The sequence below is a fragment of the Enterobacter cloacae complex sp. 309I3 genome (assembly GCF_050031595.1).
In the GTDB taxonomy this organism is placed as follows: Bacteria; Pseudomonadota; Gammaproteobacteria; order Enterobacterales; family Enterobacteriaceae; genus Enterobacter; species Enterobacter cloacae.
Map to the genome: position 1 here is coordinate 426,051 of NZ_JBLGWI010000001.1, position 12,385 is coordinate 438,435.

A 12,385-nucleotide genomic window follows, 5' to 3' on the forward strand; every position below is an offset into this window, starting at 1 on the left:
GAGAAGTCGGATGAGTGATAAATGCCTGAACTACGCGCCATACTGAGGCTATTTCTTGCCTTAACAGGTTCAGCACAAAGGGATTGAAAAAAAATCGTTCGTTAACCAAAATAAGTGACCTAATCTATGCCTTACGGGACGACCCGTAAGCGTTTCGTTCACCGGGGACGGCCCCAACTTGCAGTTAAGTTAAGGAGCCTGAAATGTCCTGGATTATTCTTGTTATCGCCGGTCTGCTCGAAGTGGTTTGGGCAATTGGTCTGAAGTACACCCACGGATTTACCCGCCTGACACCCAGCGTGATTACCGTTACCGCCATGATTGTGAGTATTGTGCTGCTCTCCTGGGCGATGCGCTCTTTGCCGGTGGGGACGGCCTATGCTGTCTGGACGGGCATTGGTGCAGTGGGCGCGGCGATTACCGGGATTTTGCTGCTGGGAGAGTCGGCGAGTCTGGCGCGTATCGCCAGCCTCGCGTTGATTGTGTGCGGTATTATTGGGCTGAAACTCAGCGCCCACTAATGCGGTTGTTCTACCCAGATGAGTTTTGACACATCAAACCCTTGCCGGGTCGCAACGTCCAGCATCTGCTGTTTCATCTCTGACGAAATGGTCGGCGTGCGGGAGAGTATCCATAAATAGTCGCGATCCGGCCCGCAGACCAGCGCATGGCGGTACTCTCTGTCGAGGGCGATGACATTGTACCCGCCATAGAACGGGCCAAAGAACGAGACTTTTAGCGCGGCCCGGCGCGGGTCGCCGGTAAAGTACGCTTTTCCCGTCGACTGTTGCCACATCTGCCGATCCGGATTGTATCCACGGTTGATCACCTGAATACCCCCGTCGTCCATCGAACTGTAATGTGCTGTGACTTTCTCTAACCCCCGCTCAAACCGATGGTCGAGCCGGGCGATTTCATACCAGGTTCCGAGGAAACGTTGAGCGTCGAAATTACTTACAACAGTGACGCCGGAGGGAGGGGTAGGGGAACTGCAGGCAACCACTAAAAACGCGGCTGTCACCGCGGCGATAACAGGCAGAATGCGCATAGGAGTTTCCTTACTGTTTTTTGTTAAGTGTAGATGACAGCAGGGAAATTGCGAAAGATTGTGCAGCGTGTTTCGCCGGGTGGCGCTGCGCTTACCCGGCCTACACAACGCGTAAATTTTGTAGGCCGGGTAAGGCGAAGCCACCACCCGGCAAAGGTTTACTGTAGCGTCTCGAGAATACGGTAAGCCGTTTCCACCCGTACCGGGTTCGGATAGCTTTTATTTGCGAGCATCACAATACCGATCTGCTTTTCAGGAATAAACGCCACGTAGCTGCCAAACCCACCCGTAGAGCCCGTTTTATGCACCCAGGAGGCTTTTACTGGCGGAGCCGGAGGATTCACTTCTGCGACCGGCAACGGCGCCAGTGCGACCTTATTGTCGCTGCCATCCACCACGGTTTTGGCGTCGACCGGCCAGTTGAGCATCTCCCAGCCTAACCCTTGATACATGGCACCCACGCGCCAGTAGCGAGACTGCGCCAGCGCAATACCCTGCTGCAGAGTGGACTGCGGGAGTGTCTCAGGTGCCATATTGGCCATCACCCAGCTCGCCATATCTTTGACGTTAGATTTCACGCCATAGGCTTCTGCATCCAGCATACCAGGCGAAACGTGGACCGCTTTTCCCTCACGATAACCCCATGCGTAGTGCGACTCTTCAGCGTGTGGAACGTTTATCCACGTATGGTTGAGTTTCAGGGGCTTAAAGACCCGCTCCGCCATGGCCTGCTCGAAGCGCATGCCGGACGGTTTAACGGCCAGTGAGCCAAATAAACCGATGCTGGTGTTGGCGTACAGACGCGTGGTACCCGGGGCCCACTTTGGCTGCCAGGACTGGTAGAAACGCAGCAGAGAGGCGTTATCGGTGACATCATCCGGTACCTGCAACGGCAATCCGCCTGCGGTATAGGTTGCCAGGTCGAGCAGGCGAATGCCTTGCCACTGCTTGCCCGTCAATTCAGGCCAATATTTCGTGACCGGGTCGGCCAGCGAAATCTCTTTGCGGGCAATGGCATCGCCACCCAGCACGCCGGTGAAGGTTTTGCTGACGGAGCCCAGCTCAAATAAGGTTTGCGGCGTGACGGGCTTATTCGCCGCGACGTCTGCTTTACCGAAAGTAAAATAGTGTGGCTGGCCCTGATAAATGACGGCTACGGCCATACCGGGTATGGCCTGCGCCTTCATCAGGGGCGTAACGGTACGTTCCACGACGTCAGCCAGCTGTTTTTCTGACATCGGCGCGGCAAAAGCAGAGCAAGCAACGCTGAGCAGCAGGGCGCAGCTTAGGGATTTTTTCATCATCAGTTATCTTCCGTAATAGCGAATCAAGGGGATGTCCGGGCCCGTCAGACGTTCGTAGTCTGGGTGATTTGACTGAGGCTGACAAACGGTTAAATTTAGCATTAGCTGTTAATTTTTCTAACGGAAGGAACCATGACACGCAGCTATCTCCCTCTTAATTCGCTTCGGGCGTTCGAAGCCGCCGCCAGGCATCTCAGTTTTACTCATGCCGCGATTGAGCTGAATGTGACCCATTCCGCGATTAGCCAGCACGTGAAGGCGCTGGAGCAACACCTTAACTGCCAGCTGTTTGTCCGCGTTTCGCGCGGGTTGATGTTAACCACCGAAGGCGAGAATCTGCTGCCGGTGCTGAATGACTCCTTCGATCGTATCGCAGGCATGCTGGATCGCTTTGCTAACCATCGGGCGCAGGAGAAGCTGAAAATTGGCGTGGTGGGGACCTTTGCCACTGGGGTGTTATTCTCACAGCTGGATGATTTCCGTCGCAGTTATCCGCATATCGATCTTCAGCTTTCGACGCACAACAATCGCGTCGATCCGGCAGCGGAAGGGCTTGATTACACCATTCGCTACGGTGGGGGAGCGTGGCACGGCACGGAGGCGACGTTCCTCTGTTCAGCGCTGCTGGCACCACTTTGCACGCCTGACATTGCAGCCGCGCTGCACACCCCTGCCGATATCCTGAAGTTTACCCTGCTGCGCTCTTACCGGCGCGACGAGTGGACAGCCTGGATGCAGGCCGCCGGAGAAAACCCGCCTTCACCCACGCATCGGGTGATGGTGTTTGATTCGTCGGTCACTATGCTGGAGGCCGCACAGGCAGGCACAGGCATTGCTATCGCTCCTGTCGATATGTTTACCCATCTGCTGAACAGCGAGCGCATTGTGCAGCCGTTTACGACGCAGATTGATCTTGGCAGTTACTGGCTAACGCGGCTGCAGTCACGCGCCCAAACCCCGGCAATGCGTGAATTTGCTCAGTGGCTGGTGGGGAAGATGCAGAAATAACAGGCCCGCCGGAGGGCGGGCCTGGTGTGTCAGATAGTGACTACGGCAATCAGTGTGACCACGGTCAGGATGGTTGCCAGACCGTAGAACACCCATTTACCGCTTGGTACGTGGATCTTCAGATCATGCATCGCATGATGGATACGGTGCAGGCCACACCACAGCGGCAGAACAATCATCAGGAAGATGAATACACGACCAATAAAGCTACCTGCAAATGCCAGGACGCGCTCATAGCTCAGCGCATCACCGGGGAACAGACCCAGCGGCAGCATAATGCCGACCAGCAGGATAATGACAGGCGCAATGATGGCACTCCACATGCCGCCTGCGCCAAAGAGGCCCCAGAAGACCGGCTCGTCTGAACGTTTTGGATTTGGATTGATCACAATAGTCTCCTTACCAGAACAGTGCGACAAACAGAATGACCACAGAGACCACTGCCGTCACTGCCCAAAGCCCTTTAATGACCGGCTCTGGCCCCATTTTCTCGCCTTTTACGATAATATTCGCCGCTTTTGGCGCCAGTTCAAACCAGGTTTTGGTATGAAGCAGGGCGGCTGCGAGCACAATCAGGTTCAGGATCACGATGATCGGGTTTTGCAGGAACCCGACAAAACTGGCCCAGGTTTCAGGACCATGTTTGAGGGCAAAGACGCCATACATCAGTTCAAGGCTGAACCAGACCGCAGGCACCGCAGTGCCTTCACGCAGCATATAGAAGCGATAAAACGGCAGTTTCTTCCACCAGGTGGACGGCATCGGCCGCACGTAGGCTTTGCGTTTAGTCGTCATCATGCACTCCTTAGCGTGGTTTCAGGGTGGCAATAAGAAAGTCTTTCGAGCTTTCCACTTTACCCTGCTGAATAGCGGCGGCCGGGTCGACGTGCTTCGGACAGACTTCGGAGCAGTAGCCCACAAAAGTACAACTCCAGACGCCGTTCTGGCTGTTAAGCTGCGGCATACGTTCTTTTTTACCGTGGTCGCGGCTATCCTCGTTGTAGCGGTGCGCCAGTGTGATCGCCGCCGGGCCGATGAACTCAGGGTTCAGGCCAAACTGTGGACACGCGGCGTAGCAAAGACCGCAGTTGATGCACCCGGAGAACTGATGGTATTTCGCCATCTGGGCGGGTGTCTGGGTATTCGGTCCCTGATCCGGCGTGCGCGGGTTGCCAATGATGTACGGCTTAATGGCTTCCAGGCTTTCGATAAAGTGGGTCATATCGACCACCAGATCGCGCTCAATCGGGAAGTTGCCCAGCGCTTCAACCTTGATGCCTTTGGTGTAATCACGCAGGAAGGTTTTACAGGCCAGTTTCGGTACTTTGTTCACCATCATGCCGCAGGAGCCGCAGATGGCCATGCGGCAGGACCAGCGGTAGCTCAGGTCCGGTGCCAGGTTATCCTTGATATAGCCGAGCGCATCCAGCAGAGAGGTTTGCTCGTCATAGGGCACTTCATAGAAAGCGCTGTGTGGCGCGGTGTCCACTTCCGGGTTGTAGCGCACCACTTCAACTTTCAGTGTTTGCATCTCAGCCATTCGCCTTCTCCTTCTTCTCGGCGGCTTCTGCTTCTGCGCCGTAAACGCGTTTAGCCGGTGGCAGCGTTGTGATCTTCACGTCGCTGTAGTCCAGACGAGTGGTGCCATCCGCGTCGCGCCAGGCGAGGGTGTGTTTCAGGAAATTGACGTCGTCACGCTCGGTGCAGCCCTCATCAAGACGCTGATGTGCCCCGCGTGACTCTTTGCGTGCCAGCGCAGAGTGCGCCATACATTCCGCGACGTTCAGGCCGTGACCGAGCTCGATGGTATAAAGCAGGTCGGTGTTGAACACGCTGGAGGTGTCGGTGATGCGCACGCGTTTGAAACGCTCCTGCAGTTCCGCCAGCTTATCGACAGTTTTCTGCATCAGCTCTGGTGTACGGTAGATACCGCAGCCCTCTTCCATCGACATGCCCATTTCGTCGCGGATTTTCGACCAGTTTTCGTTGCCTTCCTGGTTGACCAGATCCTTCAGCCGTTTCTCGACATCAGCGACCTGCGCGTCCAGTGCTGCGCCGTTGGCTTCGCCCGCCGTTGCGGCACGCTCCATCGCGCGTTCGCCCGCCATGCGGCCAAAGACAACCAGCTCCGCCAGCGAGTTTGACCCGAGACGGTTGGCACCGTGCAGGCCGACAGAGGAGCATTCGCCGACGGCGAACAACCCTTTGATGCGCGTTTCACACTGCTGGTCGGTTTCGATCCCACCCATGGTGTAGTGCGCTGTTGGGCGTACCGGAATCGGCTCTTTCACCGGGTCGACACCCACGTAGGCTTTTGCCAGCTCGCAAATGAACGGCAGACGTTCCAGCAGTTTCTTCTCGCCGAGGTGACGCAGATCGAGGTAGACCACATCGCCACGCGGCGTGGAGATCGTGTTGCCTTTGCGCCACTCATGCCAGAAGGCCTGAGACACTTTGTCGCGCGGGCCGAGCTCCATGTATTTGTTTTTCGGCTCACCGAGCGGCGTTTCCGGGCCCATGCCGTAATCCTGCAGATAACGGTACCCATTCTTGTTGACCAGAATACCGCCTTCGCCGCGGCAACCTTCCGTCATCAGAATGCCGGAACCCGGCAGGCCGGTAGGGTGATACTGGACAAATTCCATATCGCGCAGCGGTACGCCGTGGCTGAGCGCCATGCCCATACCGTCACCGGTGACGATGCCGCCGTTGGTGTTGTAGCGATAAACCCGGCCCGCGCCGCCCGTTGCCATCACTACCGCGTTAGCGCGGATCTGCACGAGCGTGCCTTCCATCATGTTCATCGCCACCAGACCACGCGCGTGACCGTCATCGACCAGAATATCGAGGACAAAATGTTCGTCAAAACGCTGGATTTGTGGGAACTGAAGGGAGGTCTGGAACAGGGTGTGCAGCATGTGGAAGCCGGTCTTATCGGCGGCAAACCAGGTGCGTTCAATTTTCATTCCGCCGAAGCGACGAACGTTGACGCTGCCGTCCGGACGGCGGCTCCACGGGCAGCCCCACTGTTCAAGCTGGGTCATCTCCGTTGGACAGTGGTGTACAAAGTAGTCAACGACATCCTGTTCGCAAAGCCAGTCGCCCCCTGCAACCGTGTCGTGGAAATGGTATTCGAAGCTGTCATGATCCTGCGCAACGGCGGCGGATCCTCCTTCTGCGGCAACCGTGTGGCTGCGCATCGGATAGACTTTTGAAATCAGTGCGATTTTAGCGTTGGGATTAGCCTGTGCTGCAGCAATCGCAGCACGTAATCCCGCTCCGCCAGCGCCTATTACGGCAAGATCGGCTTGAAAAGTTTGCACGACATTCCTCCAGATTTTTGTTATTTCGCAACGCGATAAACTAAAGGTAGCCCACCTGTCCGCAAGGACGATTGCGAAAGCGTTTCCACTGCTCCTTTATGGGTAAAGAAGTATAACCGCGCGAACGGCAGGGAAATTTGACGTGTTCGATTTTTTTGCTGTTCTGTGCGGTGATTTATCATCGTGAATGATGAATTCCGTCACGTGATAGTTGCCCTAAATGAAATGCGATTTTTATTGCGCAAAATTTGTCTCTGTCCGTGCTAACGAGTAGACTTCGTGCCCTTGTCTGAAATCGGAGAATTACCCATGAGCGAAACGGCCACCTGGCAGCCGAGCGCATCCATCCCCAATCTGCTGAAACGCGCTGCAATTATGGCGGAGATCCGCCGCTTCTTTGCCGACCGCGGAGTCCTTGAGGTGGAAACGCCGTGCATGAGTCAGGCTACGGTAACGGATATTCATCTGGTGCCGTTTGAAACCCGTTTTGTTGGCCCCGGCCATTCACAGGGCATGAACCTCTGGCTGATGACCAGCCCGGAATACCACATGAAACGCCTGCTGGCGGCAGGGTGTGGCCCGGTGTATCAGTTGTGCCGCAGCTTCCGTAATGAAGAGATGGGGCGTCACCATAATCCGGAATTCACCATGCTGGAGTGGTACCGTCCGCATTACGATATGTACCGCCTGATGAACGAGGTAGACGATCTGCTGCAGCAGGTTCTCGACTGCTCAGAAGCGGAAACGCTCTCTTATCAGCAGGCTTTCCAGCGTTATCTGGAAATTGATCCACTGTCAGCGGACAAAACCCAGCTGCGCGAAGTTGCGGCAAAACTGGATCTGAGCAACGTGGCGGATACTGAAGAAGATCGTGACACGCTGCTGCAACTGCTCTTCACCTTTGGGGTTGAACCGCAGATTGGCAAAGATCGTCCGACTTTCGTCTACCACTTCCCGGCAAGCCAGGCTTCTCTGGCGCAGATCAGCACTGAAGATCACCGCGTGGCGGAGCGTTTTGAGGTCTATTACAAGGGCATTGAGCTGGCGAATGGCTTCCACGAACTGACCGACGCCCGCGAACAGCAGCAGCGTTTTGAGCAGGATAACCGCAAGCGCGCCGCGCGCGGTCTGCCGCAGCAGCCTATTGATACTAACCTGCTGGAGGCCCTGAAAGCGGGTCTGCCGGATTGTTCTGGCGTGGCGTTGGGTGTGGATCGTCTGGTGATGCTGGCGCTGGGCGCGGAACAGCTGGGTGATGTGATTGCTTTTACCGTCGATCGAGCCTGACGGCAGTACCCCCTCTCCCATGGGAGAGGGGGTACTGGCTGGCTTACAAACTCCCCGCCGGGCGTTTACGCGCCGCAGAGGTTAATGTTTTTCCTGTCTTAAGTCCGTCCAGGCTTTCCAGACGCATCTGGAACGGTGGGAACGGCATATCAATACCGTGCTCACGGAAGCCAGCCAGAATCAGCTGGTGGATCTCATGGCGTAGCGGCATACGGTGCCCCATTTCGGCGGCGTAAATACGCAATTCGAAAATCTGGATACCCTGCTGGAGATCGACCAGGAACACTTCCGGCGCCGGGTTATCAAGGACCAGCGTGCAGCGTTCGGCGGCGGTGTAGAGGATCTGTGTGACCTCTTCACTATTGGCATCCGAGGGCGCCGGTACCGTCAGTACCACACGCGTGACGGAGTCTGACAGCGACCAGTTGATAAACTGCTCGGTGATAAACGCCTTGTTGGGCACGATGATCTCTTTGCGATCCCAGTCGCTGATCGTGGTGGCGCGGGTGTTGATTTTGGTGATGCTGCCTGTCAGATCGCGGATCGTCACCGTATCGCCAATACGAATCGGTTTTTCAAACAGGATAATCAGGCCGGACACAAAGTTAGCGAAAATCTCCTGCATGCCAAAGCCCAGACCAAACGTCAGCGCGGCAACCAGCCACTGCAATTTAGACCACTCAATACCAATCATAGAGAACCCCACCATCCCGCCAAAGAGCAGAATCAGGTATTTGGTGATGGTGGTAATGGCATAGCCCGTACCAGGAGTTAAATCCAGGTGCTGCAACAGCGCCAGCTCCAGCAGTGCCGGGAAATTACGCACCAGCTGCGTGGTGATGATCAACACCAGAATGGCAATCAGCACCGCACCTAAGGTTATGGGCTCCAGGCTCTCCACACCCTGCACCGTGGACGTCACATCCCACAGCGAGATGTTCTCCAGGAAACCAAACGCGGAGTGGATTTCTGACCACAGGAAGATCACCGACAGCAGCGCAATCAGCATCAGGATGGAGCGTACCAGACGCAGAGACTGGGTGCTGATAGCGTCGAGATCCAGCTCAACCTCGTCCGCATCTATCGTGCCTTCGGTGCTGTTGACGTGGTTTGGCTCATCCTCGCCTCGCGCACGCTGGGCGAGGATCTCTGCCCGACGGTGCTTGGCGCGGTCAAACGCCAGACGGCGTCGCTGGATCAACATCCCCCGGCGGATGACGTGATAGATCACCAGCAGCAGGAACCAGATGGCAACGGAGGTTTCCAGTCGCGCCAGCAGTGCCTGCGAGGTCGCCAGGTAACCCACCGCTGCTGCCAGCATGGCAACCAGGGGGGCGCACAGCAGCAGGTTCCAGAGCATGCGGTTAAACATGTTGTCGCCGCTGCCGGTTTTATCCAGATAGAGCGGTATACCAGCCCGTTTCAGGCTGAGCGTGACGATGGCCAGCGCACCGCATATCAACATAAAGCAGAGACGGCCCAGCGATCCCGAAAACTCCCGGTCATTGAGATTATCAAACATGATCAGTGCCATAATCAGCGGCACAATCAGCCCGATGCTCATCAGGTAGTAACGCATGGCGCGCGCCACGCGGTTACGCGGCCAGCCAAAGTGAGCAATGAACAGACCATTCGGTCGCGCAAACGTGGCGCAAATCATCACTACCCACAGCAGGGGGACGGTAGCGGTCACGCCATCGCCAATGGCGACCGCGAGCGGGTAGGGCCAGGCCTCCCGCAGTCCATAACCGAGCGTCATCCACAGGACCGGCAGCGGCGAGGCGACAAGTATTGACCAGAACACGGTACGCAGCGTCAGCCAGAAGTGATCCTGCGTAACCTTACCCACCCGGGCGCTGGAGCGTTCCAGGAAGCGGGTGAAGTGTCTGCGTGAGTAAATGCTAAAGCCCACCAGAATCAACGCGCCCAGAAGAGGGAAAATGGTCTCTTTGCTGGTGAGCATCATCACGCTGGCTTTTCCAAGCTGGCTAAAGGTATCCAGCGAGATCAAACGGCGCAGATCCTGAACGATCTCGATTGGCCATGAGAAGGTCATTGGGCGCACGTCAGAGGTCCAGAAGAGATAACGGTGCGTTGCCTCGTTCACCTCTTTCAGCGCATCTTCCAGCTGACTGTTGGAGACCTTCAGCTTGGTCAGCTCCAGAATCAGCGTATCCCCGCCCTGTAACAGGGAGTTCAGCAGCTCGCGCTGGGTCCGCAACTGGGCTTCCAGAATACGGTTTTGCTCGCTGGTGAGAGGCTGCCCATCGGCCTGACGGATCTGGCGGATTTGCGGCTGTTTATTGAGAAGGTCTTCATAGTGCAGGCGTTGAACACGCAGCTGCGCCATCTCGGTATCCAGCTGCTGCGGTTTTGGCATCTCCGGCAGGCGTGAAACCTGGGCGCGTAATGCCTCTCCCAGCAGGTTGGACGAGCCCAGCCACTGAGACTGCTCGCGCAGGGTGTTGAGCGCCTGGCGAACCTGAAGGGTTTGATTGGTGGCCTGACGTTGCTGGGACGCCACCAGATCCATACGCTGCGCCTGCTGATTCAGTGCAGCAGAGAGTTCACGGTTAACCTTAAACTGGTCAACGATGCCCGCTGGCAGGTTATCGCTGTTTTCTGCCAGCAGCTCGGTGCTTTCCAGCGCGCGCTCAGCTTCACGCTGGCGCTGGCTGTTAAGTTGATTACGTAAAGCCTGCAGGTAAGCATCGAGCTGTTCGCTCTGCTTTTGCGCCAGTTCGGAGCGCATCCGCGACAGCTCCTGGCGGTTGTTTGCCGAGAGCTGCGCCAGCTCCAGTTCATCGACCAGTGCTTTAAGTCTGGCTGATTCAGCCTGAAGCGACAGATTTTGCGCCTGGTTCTGCGGTGTGTTACCCGTTTGGGTACCGATACGGCGCTCAACCTCGTTGAGCTGACGGCGGGCATCGGTTTGCTGTTGCGGAAGCTGGCTCAGCGAGTCGGCGATTTCACGTGCGCGTTCCTGCTCCTGCTGTGCCAGACGGCTCTTTTCCAGAAGCTGACTGCTAACCTGCAGGATCTCCTGATTCAACGCGTCAGAGGTCATGCCAGCAGGCACATCGCGCGGTTCATCGCGCAGATTGCTCAACTGATTGCGTAGCGTTTGCGAGAGTTTGGGGAAGTTGTCGATAACCTGCTGATATTGCTGAGCGCGCTCGAGGGAGCCTTTCCGCTCCTCAAGCGCATTCAGTGCAGACTGGAGCGACTCCACGGTCTCTGGCTGAGCGGGTTTTGCCGCTTTCGCCTGCTCCAGTTCCTGGGTTATCTGTTTTGCGTCGGGGGCTGTCGCTGCGTACGCCCCCATGCTGAGGCACCAGGCCATCAGTAGTACGATAATCGGGCGCACGTCAGCGTTCCTTCTGTTGTTAGCCTTCGTCTTTTTTGTCGTCAACCAGCGGGCTGGCGTCAAGTTCGGCCTTGATCTCTTCTTCCGGGAGCGGTGCAGGCTCTGCGTCCGGCGTCACGAAAGGTTCAGTCGAGACCGCCAGCGGCTGGCCGAGTTTGGTGACCGACAGGCTCTGGAGCTGTTCAACCAGTTTCACTTTGCCAGGGGCAAAGAGGTTGATAACCGTGGAACCCAGCTTGAAGCGACCCATCTCCTGGCCTTTCAGCAGAGCGACCGCGCCTTCTTCTTCACCGGCAGGCCAGGTCCAGCGTTTGATCACGCCTTCACGTGGCGGGGTGATGGTTCCAGCCCAGACCGTTTCGATGCTGCCGACAATCGTTGCACCCACCAGAATCTGCGCCATTGGGCCAAATTCAGTATCAAACAGGCAGATGACGCGTTCGTTACGCGCGAACAGGTTGGGAACGTTTTGCGCGGTCAGGTGGTTCACGGAGAACAGATCGCCCGGCACGTAGATCATTTCACGCAGGATCCCGTTGCACGGCATGTGCACGCGGTGATAGTCACGCGGAGAGAGATAGGTGGTGGCGAAGGTACCGTTGCGGAACAGATCCGCCATCAGGTAGTTGCCCGCCAGCAGCGCTTCCAGGCTGTAGTTGTGGCCTTTTGCCTGCAGGATTTTGTCGTCTTCGATGTTACCCAACTGGCTAATCACGCCATCTGCAGGCATGACCAGCACGTTAGGATCGGTATCAACCGGGCGGACTTCGTCACGCAGTGGGCGCACGAAGAATTCGTTGAAGGTGCGATAGCTGGCGGTATCTGGCTTCTGCGCCTCTTTCATGTCGACCTTGTAATATTTTACGAAAAGGTCGATGACCAGTTTGGTCAGCCAGCCCGCTCGTTTGCTCGCGCCCCAGCCCGCCAGGCGAGTGAGCCACAGTTTTGGCAGAATGTATTGAAGCGAAAGTTTAAATGCGTTTAACAAGGTAGCCTCCAGGCCATTTTTTGTCGTTCCTGATCCGGCTGTAATCAGCCGGAACCTGAA

Annotated in this window: 11 protein-coding genes; 3 read left to right on the plus strand and 8 right to left on the minus strand. The window is 56.6% G+C overall.

Translation table 11 applies throughout. The annotated features are described in order from the left end of the window. Positions 1-203 precede the first annotated feature (203 nt). Positions 204-521, plus strand: coding sequence for a quaternary ammonium compound efflux SMR transporter SugE (sugE, locus tag ACQG22_RS02020; RefSeq protein ID WP_013095268.1), 318 nt, complete (start codon positions 204-206; stop codon positions 519-521). Here the strand turns inward: sugE and ACQG22_RS02025 are convergent. Both ACQG22_RS02025 and blaCMH read right to left on the minus strand, forming a co-directional pair. Further along, positions 518-1,048 carry a lipocalin family protein gene (locus ACQG22_RS02025; RefSeq protein WP_013095269.1) on the minus strand — a complete coding sequence of 177 codons (531 nt, stop codon included), beginning with the start codon at positions 1,046-1,048 and terminating at the stop codon, positions 518-520. The genes sugE and ACQG22_RS02025 overlap by 4 nt on opposite strands. Positions 1,049-1,206: 158 nt before the next feature. Further along, complete coding sequence (gene blaCMH, locus ACQG22_RS02030; RefSeq protein WP_369706795.1) at positions 1,207-2,352, minus strand: CMH family class C beta-lactamase; 1,146 nt, start codon at positions 2,350-2,352, stop codon at positions 1,207-1,209. A gap of 132 nt (positions 2,353-2,484) precedes the next feature. Between blaCMH and ampR the strand changes: the two genes are divergently transcribed. Then, positions 2,485-3,360 (plus strand): LysR family transcriptional regulator AmpR, encoded by an 876-nt coding sequence (gene ampR / locus ACQG22_RS02035; RefSeq protein ID WP_163281814.1) that lies wholly within the window; start codon positions 2,485-2,487, stop codon positions 3,358-3,360. Positions 3,361-3,389: 29 nt separating this feature from the next. Here ampR and frdD read toward each other — a convergent pair whose 3' ends face one another. From frdD to frdA, 4 genes are read right to left on the minus strand one after another with little or no spacing between them, the layout of a single operon-like run. Continuing rightward, the gene (gene frdD, locus ACQG22_RS02040; protein ID WP_013095272.1) at positions 3,390-3,749 is read right to left on the minus strand and encodes a fumarate reductase subunit FrdD; all 360 of its coding nucleotides are present in this window, start codon (positions 3,747-3,749) and stop codon (positions 3,390-3,392) included. Between the two features lie 10 nt (positions 3,750-3,759). Beyond that, positions 3,760-4,155 (minus strand): fumarate reductase subunit FrdC, encoded by a 396-nt coding sequence (gene frdC / locus ACQG22_RS02045; protein ID WP_013095273.1) that lies wholly within the window; start codon positions 4,153-4,155, stop codon positions 3,760-3,762. Between the two features lie 10 nt (positions 4,156-4,165). Next, on the minus strand, positions 4,166-4,900 hold the full coding sequence (gene frdB, locus ACQG22_RS02050) for a fumarate reductase iron-sulfur protein (protein ID WP_013095274.1): 735 nt from the start codon (positions 4,898-4,900) through the stop codon (positions 4,166-4,168). Next, positions 4,893-6,683, minus strand: coding sequence for a fumarate reductase (quinol) flavoprotein subunit (frdA, locus tag ACQG22_RS02055; RefSeq protein WP_013095275.1), 1,791 nt, complete (start codon positions 6,681-6,683; stop codon positions 4,893-4,895). Before frdA ends, frdB begins: the two co-directional genes overlap by 8 nt. A gap of 309 nt (positions 6,684-6,992) precedes the next feature. Here frdA and epmA point away from each other — a divergent pair, with 309 nt between their 5' ends. Continuing rightward, positions 6,993-7,970, plus strand: a complete 978-nt coding sequence (epmA, locus tag ACQG22_RS02060) for an elongation factor P--(R)-beta-lysine ligase (protein WP_014830371.1) — start codon at positions 6,993-6,995, stop codon at positions 7,968-7,970. A gap of 43 nt (positions 7,971-8,013) precedes the next feature. On the opposite strand, the gene mscM is transcribed toward epmA, so the two are convergent. Beyond that, entirely contained in the window at positions 8,014-11,337 is a 3,324-nt protein-coding gene (mscM, locus tag ACQG22_RS02065) for a miniconductance mechanosensitive channel MscM (protein WP_029883866.1), read from the minus strand. Between the two features lie 19 nt (positions 11,338-11,356). Further along, complete coding sequence (gene asd, locus ACQG22_RS02070) at positions 11,357-12,325, minus strand: archaetidylserine decarboxylase (protein WP_038984051.1); 969 nt, start codon at positions 12,323-12,325, stop codon at positions 11,357-11,359. Positions 12,326-12,385 lie beyond the last annotated feature (60 nt).